Raw genomic sequence first — 15,053 nt, forward strand, 5'->3', positions numbered from 1 at the left:
CGGGATAGAGGTTAATGAACGCAATGGTGAAGAGAAGGGTGCACGTGGCAGCGGCCGCCATCATCAGTGAGGATGGCCGCAAGGTCTTGATCGCGCGTCGGCCGTCCAACGTCGACCATGGCGGGCTGTGGGAATTTCCCGGCGGCAAGCTGGCGCCTTACGAGACGGGTCTCGAAGGCCTGAAGCGCGAGCTGCACGAGGAGCTGGGCGTGGAGATACAGCGCGCTCAGCCGCTGATTCGCGTGCATCACGAATATGCCGAAAAGCACATCCTGCTCGATGTATGGCAGGTGCATGCCTTTGCCGGAGAGCCCTTCGGTCGCGAAGGACAGGCGGTACGCTGGGTGGCCATGGACGAGCTGGTGGGCTATCCCTTCCCGGCCGCCAACCTGCCGATCCTGAGGGCCGTCATGCTGCCCACCGAGTACCTGATCACCGGCGAGGAGAGCGACGAGGCGCGCTTCGAGGCCTCTCTGACCCGGGCACTCACCGAGGATGGCGTGCGGCTGGTGCAGCTGCGCGCCAAGCTGCTGGATGAAAGCGCCTACCTGGCTCGCGCCGAACGCGCGCTGACGCTGTGTCGGGAGCACGGGGCGCGGCTGCTGCTAAACGGCGACCCCGAGCGCCTGGAGCACATCGATGCCGATGGCATTCACCTCACCAGCGAGCGGCTGATGAAGTTGGAGCGACGCCCCATCGCCGAGGACAAGTGGCTTTCCGCCTCCACCCACGACCGTCGCCAGCTGACCCAGGCGGGCCATATCGGCTGCGACTTCGTGACCCTCTCGCCGCTGCGCACCACGCCCTCGCACCCCGAGGTGGCGCCGCTGGGCTGGCATGACTTCCAGCAGCTCGTCGAACGTGCGGCGATGCCGGTGTTCGCCCTGGGCGGCATGACCCGCTTCGATGCCAACCATGCCCGCGCGGTGGGCGCTCAGGGCATCGCCTCGATCCGCGATTTCTGGAAGTGACCCCAGCCTAGAGCTGTAAGCTTTAAGCTGTAAGACACCCCCATCAGCTTATTTCGAGTGGGGGTGTTTGTTTTCCAGGTCCGGGTCAGTCTGGCTTACGGCTTACGGCTTACGGCTCCGCGCCTGGCGTGGTCAGTCCCGATAGCGTCGGGTCAGGTCGCCGTAGGCGTCGATGCGCCGGTCGCGCAGGTAGGGCCAGATACGCCGGATCTCCTCGCTGCGCGTCATGTCGAGGGTCACCAGCAGGCGCTTGGCCTCGCCGCCGGCGTGAGCCAGCAGCTCTCCCTGGGGGCCGGCGATGAAGCTGCCGCCCCAGAAGTTGATGCCCGGGCTTGCGCCGGAAGGATCCGCTTCGTGGCCGACGCGATTGGCGACCAGCACCGGCACGCCGTTGGCCACGGCGTGGCTGCGCTGGATCAGCGTCCATGCATCCTTCTGGCGGGTCTTCTCCGGCTTGTCGTCCGGCGGGTGCCAGCCGATGGCGGTGGGGTAGAGCAGCAGCTCTGCGCCGGCCAGCGCCATCAGCCGCGCCGCCTCGGGGTACCACTGGTCCCAGCATACCAGCACGCCGAGCCGGCCCACCGAGGTGTCGATGGGCGTGAAGCCGTCGCCGCGGCCGTCGTCCACGTCGCCCGGCGTGAAGTAGAACTTCTCGTAGAAGCCCGGGTCGTCGGGGATGTGCATCTTGCGGTAGTGACCGACACGGCCGCGGTCGCGGTCGTAGACCACGGCGGTGTTGTGATAGAGCCCTGGGGCGCGGCGCTCGAACAGCGAGCCCACCAGCACGATGTCGAGTTCGGCGGCGAGCGCCGCCAGCCGGCGACCGGTGGGACCGTCCAACGGCTCGGCGAGGTCGAAGACCGCCGGGTCCTCGGTCTGGCAGAAGTAGTGGGTGGCATGCAGTTCCTGCAGCATCACCAACTGGGCGCCGGCCTCGGCCAGCTCGCGCACACCGGCCTCGCTCTCGGCAAGGCTCTTCTCCTTGTCGGGCCAGGCGGGCTGCTGGACCAGGCCGACCCTGAGATGACGGGACATGATGAACTCTCCTCGTGTCTAATGGCCCTGGGCTTGACTCGAGCGAAGGCGGTCGTTCGGGGCGTGTCTGGCGACAAGCCCGGAGCGCCGGACCGTCGATGAGGTACTGTGAATGCCTCTTCGGCTCGTTCCCAGCGTCCTGGGTGCTGTGGTTCTGAGCGGCATTTCAGGCCCGATTCGCCAGGCTGCCTTGGGGCAGCTGCATGGTCAGGCAGTGCAGGCTGCCGTGCTGGCGAAGCACGCTGGTGCACTCGATGGGCACGATGTCGCGTTCTGGAAAGGCCTCGGCGAGGGCGGCCAAGGCATGGCCATCGGCGCTGTCGCCGTAGGTGGGAACCAGCACGGCACCGTTGATGATCAAGAAGTTGGCGTAGGTGGCCGGCAGCCGGTGGCCATCCACCGGATCGTGGACGGGGTGTGGCCAGGGCAGCGGTATCAGACGATACGGTTCGCCATCGCGGCGGCGCAACGCCTCGATTTCGGCTTCCATGGCGGCGAAGGCCGGGTAATGCGGGTCACGTTCGTCGTCGCAGCGCACGTAGGCGATGGTCCCGGGGTCGACGAACCGCGCCAGGGTGTCGATGTGGCCATCGGTGTCGTCGCCCTGCAGATGGCCGTGAGTCAGCCATAGCACCCGGTCGACGCCGAGCTCTTCGCGCAGGCGAGCCTCCAGCGCATTACGCCCGAGGCCCGGGTTGCGATTGTGGTTGAGCAGGCACGATTCGGTGGTGAGCAGGGTGCCCTCGCCGTCGGTGTCCAGGGCGCCGCCCTCCAGTACCAGTTCATGGGACTCGACCGGGCAGGCGAAGATGCCGGCGTCGGCCAGGCGCCGGGTCAGGCTGTCGTCGCGTGCGGCCGGATATTTGCCCCCCCAGCCGGTGAAGACGTAATCGAGCAGGACCGGGCGGCCATTTCGCTCCACGCCCAGGGGACCGTGGTCGCGGGCCCAGGTGTCGTCGGCTTCGAGCACCATCAGGTGTAGACGAGCGGCGTCGACTCCCAGGTTGGCGAAGCGCCGTGCCAGGTGGGTACGGGTGGCGGCATCGGGTACGCTGACCAGCACGTGCTGATAGCGGGCGATGGCCACCACCAGGGTTTCCAGCGTACCCTCGATGCGTTCGAGCAACGGTGCCCAGTCGCCGTGGGGGCTTGGCCAGGTCAATTGCACGGCATCCTGGGGATGCCATTCCGGGAGCAGGCGATTGGCCATGGGTGAGGACTCTCGTGGTCGGCGTCGGACGGGGTCGGCGAAATGTAGGGCGGCGGCGAGCATCTTGCAAGCACTGCGCAAGGTACTGCGTCACCGATGCAGTCGTGGAGAAAAAACCGTACCATGAGCTCCCGCTGACAAGGAACGCCACCATGCTAGACCGCCTACCTCTGCTGATCGGGTTGCGCTACGTGCGGGCCAAGCGTCGCAACCATTTCATCTCTTTCATCTCGTTGACCTCCATGCTCGGACTGATGCTCGGCGTGGCGGTGTTGATCCTGGTGCTCTCGGTAATGAACGGCTTCGATCACGAGCTGCGCACCCGCATTCTGGGGATGGTGCCGCACACCAAGATCGAGTCGCGTACCGGCCTGGTCGAGTGGGAGTCGCTCGCCGAAAAGCTGATGCAGCGCGAACGGGTGATCGGCGCGGCGCCCTACGTGGAACAGCAAGGCATGTTCTCGGTGGGCGGGCGCAACGAGGGCGCCATGGTCAACGGTGTGGTGCCGAGCTGGGAAGGGCGGGTCTCGATCATCGACGAGCACATGAACCAGGGGAGTCTCGATGATCTCGTCGCCGGCGAATGGAACGTGGTGCTGGGCTCGATCCTGGCCCGCCGCCTGGGGGTCGGCGTCGGCGATAGGGTGACCTTGCTGGTGCCCGAGGCCTCGATTACGCCGGCGGGCGTCTTTCCACGCCTCAAGCGCTTCACCGTCAGCGGTATCTTCAGCGTGGGGGCCGACCTGGACGCCAACCTGGCCTATGCCCACATCGAGGACATGCAATCGCTGGCGCGGCTCGGCGACAGCGTGGGCGGCCTACGCCTCGAGCTCGATGATCTGTTCGCCGCGGGTAGCGTGACGCGGGACATCGTCAACGAGTTGGGGCCGGATTTCCGAGGCATGGACTGGACCTATTCCCATGGCAATCTCTTCCAGGCCATCCAGATGGAGAAGCGCATGATCGGTCTGCTGCTCACCGTGATCATCGCCGTGGCGGCGTTCAACATCGTCTCGACGCTGGTGATGGTGGTCACCGACAAGCACGCCGACATCGCCATTCTGCGCACCATCGGTGCCACGCCGCGCTCGATCATGGGCATCTTCATCGTTCAGGGACTGGCCATCGGCACCATCGGCATCGCCGTGGGCGTGGTGCTGGGGATCGTGCTGGCGCTGAGCATCGCCGATGTGATCGGCTGGGTGGAGTCGGTGCTGGGTATTCAGTTCCTGGATGCCGGGGTGTACTTCATCAGCGACCTGCCGTCGCGCCTGCACTGGGACGACGTGCGCAACATCGTCGCCGCGGCCTTCGGCCTCACCTTCTTGTCGACGCTCTATCCGGCATGGCGCGCCGCGCGGGTCCAGCCGGCGGAGGTGCTGCGCTATGAGTGATCGCGCCATTCCCGAGGAGACGCATGCCATGGCATCCCCTGCCACCGACGAACCCCCGGCCGTAATGCTGGCCTGCCACGATCTCACGCGGGTCTATCGCGAAGGCCCTCAGGACGTCACCGTGCTCGATGGCCTGTCGCTGGAGGTGCGTGCCGGCGAGCGGGTGGCCGTGGTGGGCAGCTCCGGCTCCGGCAAGACGACGCTGCTCAACCTGCTGGGCGGGCTCGACCGTCCGACCCGTGGCGACGTGCGCATCGCCGGCGAGTCGCTGCTCGAACTGGGCAGTGCCGAGCTGGGTCACTTCCGCAATCGCCGTATCGGTTTCGTCTATCAGTTCCACCATCTGCTGGCGGAATTCACCGCGCTGGAGAACGTCGCCCTGCCGTTGATCGTACGCGGTCTGCGCAAGAAAGCCGCCGAGTCCCGAGCCCGGGAGCTGCTGGCGAAGGTGGGCATGGCACCGCGCGCCGACCACAAGCCCGGTGAGCTGTCCGGGGGCGAGCGCCAGCGGGTGGCGATTGCCCGGGCGCTGGTCACCGACCCCAGTCTAGTGTTGATGGACGAGCCCACCGGCAACCTCGATCAGACCACGGCGGCGAGCATACTGGCGTTGATGGACGAGCTGGCCCGCACCACCGCCTGTGCCTTCGTGGTGGTCACCCACGATCCGGCGCTGGCTGCCCATCAGGATCGCGTGCTCAAGCTCGACGGGGGGCAGCTCTCCGAGCAGCGCACGGGGGGCTGAGGTTGTTCGGTGGCCGCGGTCACTCGTCGGCTTCGTCACGGCGCGCTCGACGGCGGCGTAGATGGCGCCGCTTCCAACTGCGCGATACCTGCCAGCGCCATGCTAGACGGATCATCACGTTGCCAAGCAGGGCAGCCACGCAGGCCATGATTACGGATCCGACGGCAAGGGCGGGCAGGATGTCGGCCATGCGTTCGGCCACCCAGCGCGTCGACAGATGCGCCGGCGCTTCGCTGGCCTGCGTTCCCATCAGCCAGGTTCCCACCCGGTAATTGCCGTAGAAGATCAACGGCATGGTCAGGGGGTTGGTGATCCAGACGAGGCCCACCGAGAGTGGCAGGTTGCAGCGAGCCAACCAGGCACCGAAGGCGGCCAGCGCCATCTGGCAGGGGATGGGCAGCATGGCACTGAACAGTCCCACCGAAAAGGCATTGGCCACGCTGCGCCGCGACAGCACCCACAGGCTCGGGTCGCCGGTCATGCCGGCGAGCAAGCGCAGCGAGCGTTGGCGTCGCAGCGTGTCGGGATGTGGCATGTAGCGCTGCAGCAATCGGCGCGGCATGATGACTCGGCTCGCGACTGACGGGATCCGCGCTATTATCCATGGATGGCGGCGGCCTCGCCATGTGGAGGCTGGGCCACCGATCTCCATGGGGCCACAGGGAGGGGCCACGATGCACAGGGATGCGTGCGCGGCTGGACCGGTACCGAAGATCGGCATGGCGATGCCTCTGGCGCTGGCAGCGCTGTCCGGTGTGGGCCTCGGATGGCTGGCGCCGCCCGGTTTGGTCGGCGGATGGGCGTTGGCAGTGTTGATGCTGGTGGCAGCGAGACGCTGGCACTGTCTGTTGCTGCTCCTGGTGATGGCGACGACGGCCCATGACGTGCTGTCGGCCAGGGCTGCGGAGTTGCCGGCGGGGTTGCTGGGCGACGACCTGGCCGTGGAGGGACGCCTGGAGACGGTGAGTCGCGAGCAGGAACTCACCCGCCTGACGGTGCGCGTCGATGCCTGTCGCCCCTTGGCGGCCGACCGCCCGGCCTGCGATTCCCTGCGTCGGGTTCGGCTGAGCCACTATGCGGCGCCACCCATGCAGCCCGGCGAGCGCTGGGCATTGACGGTGCGCCTGCGTCCGCCGAGCGGTTTCGCCAACCCGGGTACTTTCGACTATCGTGCCTGGCTATGGCGTGAGGGCATTCAGGCCACCGGCTACGTACGTCGCGATCCTGCGGCACAGCGGCTGAGCGCCGCGAGTGCGTCGCTGTCATCCCGGGCCCTCGACCAACTGGAGTCGCGCTCCTTGTCACCGCTGGGAACGCGTTGGCTTGCGGCGCTGACCCTGGGTGCCGGCGAGCGATTGACCGATGACGATTGGGAATTGCTCAATGCCAGCGGCACGACCCACCTGATGGTGATTTCCGGTCTTCACGTGGGGTTGGTGGCGACGTTCGCGCTGCTCGTGGGGCGCGGCGTGGCTCGTCTGGTGATGCCTGGCCGTTGGCGTCTGGCCGTGTGGCCCTGGTGGCTGGCCGGGATGGCGGCGGTCGGCTATGCCGGCGTGGCGGGGATGGAGCCGCCGGCACTACGAGCCATGCTGATGACCCTGGTCGGGCTGTGGGTCGCTAGCGGCAGGCATGCGCCGGGCCCCTGGCAGGGCTGGTGGCTGGCGCTGGGGCTGGTAGTGCTGCTCGATCCGCTGGCGGTATGGCGTCCCGGACTGTGGCTCTCTTTCCTGGCCGTGGCGCTGCTCATTCTCATCTGGCAGGGTCGCTCTCGGCCCGCGGGGCTTCAGGGCTGGATCTGGGCGTTGGTCCGCACCCAGTTGTTGCTGGCACCGCTGATGGCTGCTGCCGTTCTGCTCGCCTTTGCCCGGCTGGCACCGGCGGCACCGCTGGTCAACCTGGCGGCAGTGCCGCTGGTCAGCACGCTGATGGTGCCCTTGGGGCTGGCCGGCTGGCTGCTGCTGCCCATCGAGCCGCTATCGAGGCTGTGCTGGGGGCTCTTCGATTGGTTGGCGCACGGACTGGCTCACCTGCTGGAGATGGCCGTGGCCGGGCTGCCGCTGTGGTGGCCCGAGCCCGAAACGGTGCTGCCGCTGGCTTTGCTACTGGGTGCCATCGCACTGTTGTGGGCATTGCCGGGGCTCGCTGCCGGCCTGCGCTGGGTGGGTACGCTGCTGCTGGGCATGACGCTCATCGGCCTGGAGGCGCCGGACATACCGCCCGGCGTGCTGCGGGTGCGAGTGCAGGATGTGGGGCAGGGGCAGCTGATCGAGCTGCGCAGCGCCGGCTATCGATTGCTTTATGATACCGGTCCGCGCTTCGGCTCGGGCTTCGCGCCCCTCCAGTCGCTGTGGCCGCCGGGACAGCACTTCGACACCGTGCTCGTCAGCCATGCCGATCAAGACCATGCCGGGGGGCTCGATGCACTGGTCGAGCGTCACTCTGTCGATGCTTATCTGGCACCCGTCGATGCGGCCCTGGGCGTGCCTCTGAGGCCCTGTCGGCGAGGCCTGAGCTGGGAGCGTGACGGCGTCCGCTATCGCGTGCTGTGGCCGCCGCCGCGGGCCGCGCACCTGTCCGGCAACGACCGCTCCTGCGTCCTGGAGGTCGCCGCGGGCGACGAGCGGTTGCTGATCACTGGCGACGTGGGGCGTCAGTGGGAGCGAGCCTTCGTCGAAGACGTCGAGGGTCCGGTGACGCTGTTGGTGGCCGGTCATCATGGCAGCGCGACCAGCTCGGGAGCCCAGTTCGTGCAGACCCTCTCTCCCCGTCATACGGTGTTCAGTGCCGGGCGCTTCAACGGCTACGGCCACCCGGCCGATGAGGTGGTGAGACGTTTCCGACGCTCCGGTAGTTGCTTGTGGAGCACGGCATTGGACGGGGCGCTGACCGCATGGCTGGGACGGGGCGAGGGTAGCATCGTCAGCGCCGCTCGCCCGGCCGCATGGCGGCGCGGCGGTGTCGAAGGCGCTTGCCATGCGGTAGAATCGCCTCACTGAATTCGCCCGGCCGCCGCCGAGGCTATGAGGAGAAAGACTCATGGACATGATCGAGGCGCTCGCTGCCGGGGGGTGGCTGATGGTGCCCCTGCTGGGCTGTTCGCTGGTGGCCACGGTGATCATCATCGAGCGGCTGTGGACCCTGCGTGCCGCTCGAATCGCTCCCTACGGTTTGGGCCAGGAGGTTTGCTCGCTGGTGTCGAAGGGGCAGGTCAATCTCTACTGGCTGGAGGCCCATTCGCCGTTGGGCGGCGTGCTGGCGGCGGGTCTGCGCAACGTGCGACTGGGACACGAGCAGGTTCGCGCACGGCTCCAGGAGGCCGCTACGGCGGTGATCCACGACATGGAGCGCTTCCTGAGCCCGTTGGGCACCATCGCGGCCATCACCCCCTTGATCGGCCTGCTGGGTACCGTCGTCGGCATGATCGAGGTATTCGCGGTGATCGTCGCCGGTGACGGAGCCGGACGTACCGCCGACCTCGCCGGCGGTATCTCGCGCGCTCTGGTGACCACGGCGGCGGGGCTCACCGTGGCCATTCCCGCATTGATGTTCCATCGCTACTTCCTGCGTCGCGTGGAAGACATCACCGTGCGCATGGAGGAGCAGGCCAGCCAGGTGGTGGAGTTTCTCGCCCATCACCCGGGCCGCCTCGATTTTGCCGAGCGCCCGGCAGCGGCTGCCGCGCCGTCGGCCCATGCCACGACGGTCGTGGACGGCGGCCGCGCCTCGGGAACGAAGCGCTCGTGAGGTTCGTGCGTCGGCGCCGCGATCCGGTGGAGGTGAATCTCACGCCGTTGATCGACGTCGTCTTTCTGCTGCTGATCTTCTTCATGGTTTCCACGACCTTCGAGACCCGCCAGGCGCTCGAACTCACGCTGCCCGAGAGCGAAACCGGCACAGCCCTCGATGCGGCGCCGGTGACGCTGGTGGTCACTGCCGACGGCGACTATCGTCTCGGTGAGCGGACTCTGTCCGCCGCTGCCCTCGCCGAGGCGATGACCGAACGAGCCACCCAGGCCCGCGAGCATGGCCTGGTGCTGGAGGCGGATGCGCGTGCCGCCCACGCCGATGTGGTGCGGGCGCTCGACCGGGCGGGTGCGCTGCGCATTGACCGGGTACGCATCGCCACCCGCGAAACACAATCACCATCCACCCAAGCGGAGCGTCCGTGAACTCTCACTCCGGCTGGAGCCTCTACAAACGCCTGCTCGGCTACGTGAAGCCATACTGGCGTGCGTTCGCGCTGGCCTTTCTGGGCTACGCCATCTATGCCGCCTCGAGCACGGCCCTGGCGGAGATGATGAAGCGGCTCATCGATGGTATCCAGGATCCGGATGCCACCTTCCGTCTCTTCCTGCCGCTGTTCGTGGTCGGCATGTTCGGCGCACGCGGGGTAGGTACCTTCCTGGGCACGTACTTCATGAGCAGCGTGGCGCGCAACGTGGTGCACGCGTTGCGCTGCAACGTCTTCGACCACATGCTGCACTTGCCGGGACGCTTCTTCGATGCTCACTCCAGCGGCCACCTCATCTCGCGGGTTACCTATCACGTCGAGCAGGTGACCGGGGCGGCCACCAAGGCGGTGACCATTTTGCTGCGCGAGGGACTCTTCGTGATCGGGTTGGTCAGCTACCTGCTGTGGACCAACTGGATGCTGACGTTGCTGTTCCTGGCGGTAACGCCGTTGATCGCCGGTGTGGTCAGCTATGCCAGCAAGCGCTTTCGGCGCCTGTCGCAGCGCATCCAGCACTCCATGGGCGACGTCACCCACGTCGCTTCAGAGGCTCTCTCCGGCTATCGCGTGGTGCGTACTCACGGTGCCGAAACGTACGAGAAGGCGCGCTTCGCCGCCGCCAGCGATTACAACCGCCAGCAGAGCATGAAGGAAGCGCTGACCAAAGCGGTCAGTACGCCGGTGATCCAACTGCTGGTGGCCCTGGCGCTGGCCGTTCTGGTGTGGCTGGCCATGTCGCCGGCGCTGATGGACGACATGACCCCGGGCGAGTTCGTGGCCTTCATCACCGCCGCCTCGCTGATGGCCAAGCCGGTACGCCAGCTCACCGAAATCAACAGCGAGATCCAGAAGGGCATCGCAGCGACCAGCGAGCTGTTCGGCTTGCTCGACGAGCCCACCGAGCCGGATGAAGGCAGCCATGAGCCAGGTCGGCTGGCGGGACGAGTGAGTTTCGAAGGCGTTCGCTTTCGCTATGGCGCCGATCAGCCCGAGGTGCTCAAGGGCATCGACCTCCACGTTCGAGAGGGCGAGATGGTCGCCATCGTCGGCCGCTCGGGAAGCGGCAAGTCGACGCTGGTGGGGCTGCTGCCGCGGTTCTATCGACCGACCGCCGGGCGAGTGCTGATCGACGACGTGTCCCTCGACGAGTACCGTCTGGGCCCCCTGCGTCGGCAGATTGCGCTGGTTTCCCAGCAGGTCACCCTGTTCAACGCCAGCATTGCCGGTAACATCGCCTACGGCGAGCCCGAGGCCGATCCCGCCGACATTCGCGCCGCGGCCCGTGCGGCCCATGCCGATGAGTTCATCGAGCGGTTGCCGAAGGGCTACGACACGGTGGTGGGCGACAACGGCGTGATGCTCTCCGGCGGTCAGCGCCAGCGTCTGGCCATTGCCCGGGCGATCTTCAAGGATGCGCCCTTGCTGGTGCTCGACGAGGCGACCTCGGCGCTGGATACCGAGTCGGAACGCCATATTCAGGCCGCGCTGGAAGAGGTTTGCCGTGGGCGAACCACCTTCGTGATCGCTCACCGTCTCTCAACCATCGAGCGCGCCGACCGTATTCTGGTGATGGAGCAGGGTATGATCGTCGAGCAAGGTACCCATGCCGAGCTGTTGGCCCACGACGGTGCTTATGCCGCCCTCCACCGACTGCAGTTTCAGGAGGCGGACGCGACATGAGCGGTTCGCTGGGCGAGCGTTGGCTCGAAGCCGCCTATCGCGGGGCGCCATGGCTTGGCCTGCTGCGCCCGCTGGAAGCGCTCTATCGCTGGACGGTGGCGCGCCGGGCCGCTGCCTTCCGTACCGGTCGCCGCGCGGTATGGCAGGCCGGTGTGCCGGTGATCGTGGTCGGCAACCTGACGCTGGGCGGCAGCGGCAAGTCGCCGCTCACCGCCTGGCTGGCCCGGCACCTTGCCGCCCGGGGGTGGCGTCCGGGCATCGTCTCGCGTGGCTATGGTGGTCGGGCGCTGCACTATCCGCTGTGGGTGACCCGCGAAACGCCGGTCGCCGAGTGCGGCGACGAACCGCGCATGCTGGCGCGGCAGACCGGCGTACCGGTGGTGGTCGACCCCGATCGGCCGCGAGGCGCCCGGGCGCTGATCGAGGCGGGCTGCGATATCCTGATCAGTGACGACGGCTTGCAGCATCTGGCACTGGGCCGCGACCTGGAGCTGGTGGTGGCAGACGGACGCTGGGGGTTCGGCAACGGCCGCTGTCTGCCCGCCGGGCCGTTGCGCGAGCCCTTGTCGCGGCTGGATACGGTGGATGCGGTGTTGGTCAACGGCGAACCGGCCTTCTCGCCGCCGCCCGGCGCCTGGACGTTCCGGCTTCAGCCGGTGCGCTGGCGACGTCTCGCCGACGGTGAAGCACGCGAGTTGGCGCCATTGCCCTTCGTCTGCCCGGTGAATGCGGTGGCCGGCATCGGTCACCCGCAGCGCTTCTTCGCCACCCTCAAGGCGTTGGGCGTGACGAGCGTGCCTCATGCGCTGGGGGATCACCATCGCTATACCGCGTCGGACCTGGCCTTCGACGACGGCCGGGCGGTGGTGATGACGGCCAAGGATGCCGAAAAGTGCGATGGCTTGGCGCCCGCCGACACTTGGGTGCTGGAGGTAGAGGCCGAGCCGGATGCCGGTTTCGTCGCCTGGCTCGACCAGCGGCTGCCGGACCGTCACCGCATCGGCTCCGATGGATGAAGAGACGCTCCCTTTTGATCGTGGAGGTAGAGAATGGACAAGGAACTGCTGGCGATGCTGGTTTGCCCGCTATGCAAGGGCAAGCTGAAGTACGATCGCGAGGCTCATGAACTGCGCTGCCACTTCGATGGCCTGGCCTATCCGGTTCGCGATGGCATTCCGGTGATGCTGCCCGAGGAGGCGCGGCAGATGGATGCCGACGAAAAGTTGCCCGAGTCCCCCGGGCGCCTTGGGGAAGGGTGATGGCGGAGTCGCAGCGTTCCTTCCTGGCGGTCATACCCGCCCGCTATGCCTCCTCTCGGTTGCCCGGCAAGCCGCTGGCCGAGATCGCCGGTGAGCCCATGGTGGCCCACGTGTGGCGGCGTGCCCGCTGCAGTTCGGCCTCGCGAGTGGTGGTGGCCACCGATGACGTGCGTATCCGCGATGCACTGTCGCCTTACGGTGCCGAGGTGGTGATGACGCGCCACGATCACGCCTCGGGCACGGATCGCCTCGCCGAAGTGGCCGCGACGCTGGCCCTGGACGACGAGGCCGTGTTGGTCAACGTCCAGGGGGACGAGCCGCTGGTGCCTCCTGCGTTGATCGATCAGGTGGCGGCGCGGCTGCATGACGACCCGGGAGCGTCGATTGCCACTCTGGCCGAGCCGATCGTGGACGTCGAGACGCTGTTCAATCCCAACGTGGTGAAGGTGGTGCGCGCCCTTTCGGGGCGGGCGCTGTACTTCTCCCGCGCGCCCATCCCTTGGGATCGCGAGCACTTCGCAGCTCCCCCCGAGCTGCTGGAGACCGACGCCTGGCTGCGTCATATCGGTCTCTACGCCTACCGTGCCGGCTTTCTCGCCGACTATCGGGAGTGGGCCCCGGCGCCGCTGGAGCGGCTGGAGCAGTTGGAGCAGCTGCGCGCGCTCCACCATGGGCACGCCATTCAGGTGGCCCTGGCCGCCGAGCCCAATCCCGGTGGTGTCGACACCGTGCAAGATCTGGCGCGACTCCGTGAGCTGTTCGAAGCACCGAGAGGAGAGCGATGATGCGTGTGCTGTTCGTATGCCTGGGCAACATCTGCCGTTCACCCACCGCCGAGGGAGTGTTTCGCCGTCTGTTGGCCGAGCGAGGACTGGAGGACGTCGTCAGCGTGGATTCCTGCGGCATCGGCTCCTGGCACCTGGGCAAGGCTCCGGATTCGCGCGCCCAGGCGGCGGCGCTGCGCCGCGGCATCGATCTTTCCCCACTCCGGGCTCGCCAGCTTTGCGTCGAGGACTTCTATCGTTTCGACTATTTGCTGGCCATGGATCATGACAATCTGGCGGCCATCGAGGCCCTGCGGCCGGCCGATAGCAGTGCCGAGGCCGCGCTCTTTCTGACCTATGCTGGCTATCCCGAGCGTGCCGTCCCCGATCCCTATTATGGGGGGGAGCATGGTTTCGAGGAGGTGATCGACCTGATCGAGGCGGCTTCGCAAGGGTTCGTCGAGACACTGCGCGAGCGCCTGGAGGCACGACGGTCTTGAGCGTCGAGATCCATGCCGGTCATGACTTGAGCGGCGCCAACACGCTGGGATTGCCTTGCGTGGCCGAGCGCTTTGCGGCACCGCGTCGTGTCGACGAATTGCGTGAGGTGCTGGCCCTCGCGGGCCATCGCGGCTGGCGGTCGACCCTGCTGGGGGGTGGCAGCAACCTGATCCTGCCGGAGCACCTGCCGGGCCTGGTGATCCAGCCGTCCATGGACCGCTGGTGGATCGAGGCCGGGGTGGGCGATACGGTGCGCGTGCATGCCGAGGCCGGCGTCGACTGGCATGGGCTGGTAATGGCGCTGGCCGGGCGTGGTCTGTGGGGCACCGAGAACCTGGCGCTGATTCCCGGCCGCTGCGGGGCGGCGCCGATCCAGAACATCGGCGCCTATGGCGTGGAGCTCGGGGAGGTGATCGAGTCGGTTCACCTGTTGCATCTCGATGATGGCCGCGAGTCGGTGCTGGGAGCCGACGAGTGCGACTTCGGCTATCGCGACAGCATCTTCAAGCGGGAACTGGCGGACCGCGTGGCGATCACTCGTCTGGTGCTGCGCCTCACGCCGACGCCCCGACCGCGGCTGGGCTACGGGGATCTGGCGAACCGGGTGGGCGAAGCAGCGCCTCCGTTGGCCGTCGCCGAGGCAGTGTGTGCGGTACGCCGCGAAAAGCTGCCGGATCCGGCCGTGCTCGGCAATGCCGGCAGCTTCTTCAAGAACCCCCTGGTGGCGCCCGAGCAGGCCGAACGGTTGATGGACGAGCATCCGATGCTGCCGCACTTTTTCCAGCCCGACGGTCGGGTGAAGCTCGCCGCTGGCTGGCTGATCGACCAGTGCGGCTTGAAGGGGCGGCGCGAAGGGCATTTCGGTGTCCACGACCGCCAGGCCCTGGTGCTGGTGCACTTCGGTGGCGGCAGCGCCGAGGAATTGCTGGCCTTTGCCGAGCGCATCATCGAGCGTGTGCAAGCGCGGTTTGGCGTCACGCTCGAACGCGAGCCGCGCCTTGCCGGTTGAGTCCCCTCCATTGTCTTGTTGCGATCCCGGAAACGACATCGCCCGCGCCGAATGGCGCGGGCGATGTCATTGGGCTGGCGGCAGAAGGTCTACCCTTGATTGCCCTGCTGAGTTTTGGCTTCCCGCTCGCGGCGACGAATCTCGCGCGGGTCGTTGTGCGCTCGCCGCCGGCGACGGCGCGAGGATGTCGTTGACTCCGGCGCCGCCTGCTCGGGAGTCTCCGCCTCGGGTTTGGGCGTTTCCGCCTTGGG

Annotated in this window: 15 protein-coding genes; 12 read left to right on the plus strand and 3 right to left on the minus strand. The window is 67.3% G+C overall.

Annotation, left to right across the window (positions count from 1 at the left end; genetic code table 11):
* The first annotated feature begins 14 nt into the window (after positions 1-14).
* Positions 15-971 (plus strand): Nudix family hydrolase, encoded by a 957-nt coding sequence (locus tag BLP96_RS01265; protein WP_245682116.1) that lies wholly within the window; start codon positions 15-17, stop codon positions 969-971.
* A gap of 132 nt (positions 972-1,103) precedes the next feature.
* Here the strand turns inward: BLP96_RS01265 and BLP96_RS01270 are convergent, their stop codons facing one another.
* Positions 1,104-2,006: a carbon-nitrogen hydrolase gene (locus BLP96_RS01270; RefSeq protein ID WP_089682274.1), complete on the minus strand. Its 903-nt coding sequence runs from the start codon at positions 2,004-2,006 to the stop codon at positions 1,104-1,106.
* A gap of 166 nt (positions 2,007-2,172) precedes the next feature.
* Entirely contained in the window at positions 2,173-3,216 is a 1,044-nt protein-coding gene (locus BLP96_RS01275; RefSeq protein WP_089682275.1) for an agmatine deiminase family protein, read from the minus strand.
* A gap of 152 nt (positions 3,217-3,368) precedes the next feature.
* Here BLP96_RS01275 and BLP96_RS01280 point away from each other — a divergent pair, with 152 nt between their 5' ends.
* Positions 3,369-4,610, plus strand: coding sequence for a lipoprotein-releasing ABC transporter permease subunit (locus BLP96_RS01280; protein ID WP_089682277.1), 1,242 nt, complete (start codon positions 3,369-3,371; stop codon positions 4,608-4,610).
* A gap of 28 nt (positions 4,611-4,638) precedes the next feature.
* Complete coding sequence (locus BLP96_RS01285) at positions 4,639-5,355, plus strand: ABC transporter ATP-binding protein (protein WP_218118568.1); 717 nt, start codon at positions 4,639-4,641, stop codon at positions 5,353-5,355.
* A gap of 19 nt (positions 5,356-5,374) precedes the next feature.
* On the opposite strand, the gene BLP96_RS01290 is transcribed toward BLP96_RS01285, so the two are convergent.
* Positions 5,375-5,917, minus strand: a complete 543-nt coding sequence (locus tag BLP96_RS01290) for a DUF2062 domain-containing protein (RefSeq protein ID WP_089682281.1) — start codon at positions 5,915-5,917, stop codon at positions 5,375-5,377.
* A 112-nt stretch (positions 5,918-6,029) separates the two neighbouring features.
* Between BLP96_RS01290 and BLP96_RS01295 the strand changes: the two genes are divergently transcribed.
* The 9 genes from BLP96_RS01295 to murB are packed head-to-tail and all read left to right on the plus strand — an operon-like array spanning position 6,030 to position 14,802.
* Complete coding sequence (locus BLP96_RS01295; RefSeq protein WP_245682117.1) at positions 6,030-8,354, plus strand: DNA internalization-related competence protein ComEC/Rec2; 2,325 nt, start codon at positions 6,030-6,032, stop codon at positions 8,352-8,354.
* A 40-nt stretch (positions 8,355-8,394) separates the two neighbouring features.
* Positions 8,395-9,102, plus strand: coding sequence for a MotA/TolQ/ExbB proton channel family protein (locus BLP96_RS01300; RefSeq protein WP_089682284.1), 708 nt, complete (start codon positions 8,395-8,397; stop codon positions 9,100-9,102).
* A complete protein-coding gene (locus BLP96_RS01305) occupies positions 9,099-9,527 on the plus strand; it encodes an ExbD/TolR family protein (RefSeq protein ID WP_089682286.1) in 429 nt (142 codons plus the stop codon). The genes BLP96_RS01300 and BLP96_RS01305 overlap by 4 nt, the downstream gene beginning before the upstream one ends.
* Positions 9,524-11,269: a lipid A export permease/ATP-binding protein MsbA gene (gene msbA, locus BLP96_RS01310; protein WP_089682287.1), complete on the plus strand. Its 1,746-nt coding sequence runs from the start codon at positions 9,524-9,526 to the stop codon at positions 11,267-11,269. Before BLP96_RS01305 ends, msbA begins: the two co-directional genes overlap by 4 nt.
* Complete coding sequence (gene lpxK / locus BLP96_RS01315; RefSeq protein WP_089682289.1) at positions 11,266-12,285, plus strand: tetraacyldisaccharide 4'-kinase; 1,020 nt, start codon at positions 11,266-11,268, stop codon at positions 12,283-12,285. Before msbA ends, lpxK begins: the two co-directional genes overlap by 4 nt.
* A gap of 33 nt (positions 12,286-12,318) precedes the next feature.
* Positions 12,319-12,528 (plus strand): Trm112 family protein, encoded by a 210-nt coding sequence (locus tag BLP96_RS01320; protein ID WP_089682291.1) that lies wholly within the window; start codon positions 12,319-12,321, stop codon positions 12,526-12,528.
* A complete protein-coding gene (gene kdsB, locus BLP96_RS01325; protein ID WP_089682293.1) occupies positions 12,528-13,313 on the plus strand; it encodes a 3-deoxy-manno-octulosonate cytidylyltransferase in 786 nt (261 codons plus the stop codon). Before BLP96_RS01320 ends, kdsB begins: the two co-directional genes overlap by 1 nt.
* Positions 13,313-13,792, plus strand: a complete 480-nt coding sequence (locus BLP96_RS01330) for a low molecular weight protein-tyrosine-phosphatase (RefSeq protein WP_089682294.1) — start codon at positions 13,313-13,315, stop codon at positions 13,790-13,792. Before kdsB ends, BLP96_RS01330 begins: the two co-directional genes overlap by 1 nt.
* Complete coding sequence (gene murB, locus BLP96_RS01335; RefSeq protein WP_089682296.1) at positions 13,789-14,802, plus strand: UDP-N-acetylmuramate dehydrogenase; 1,014 nt, start codon at positions 13,789-13,791, stop codon at positions 14,800-14,802. Before BLP96_RS01330 ends, murB begins: the two co-directional genes overlap by 4 nt.
* Positions 14,803-15,053: the final 251 nt, after the last annotated feature.

This window comes from Billgrantia gudaonensis, from assembly GCF_900100195.1.
Classification (GTDB): domain Bacteria; phylum Pseudomonadota; class Gammaproteobacteria; order Pseudomonadales; family Halomonadaceae; genus Halomonas; species Halomonas gudaonensis.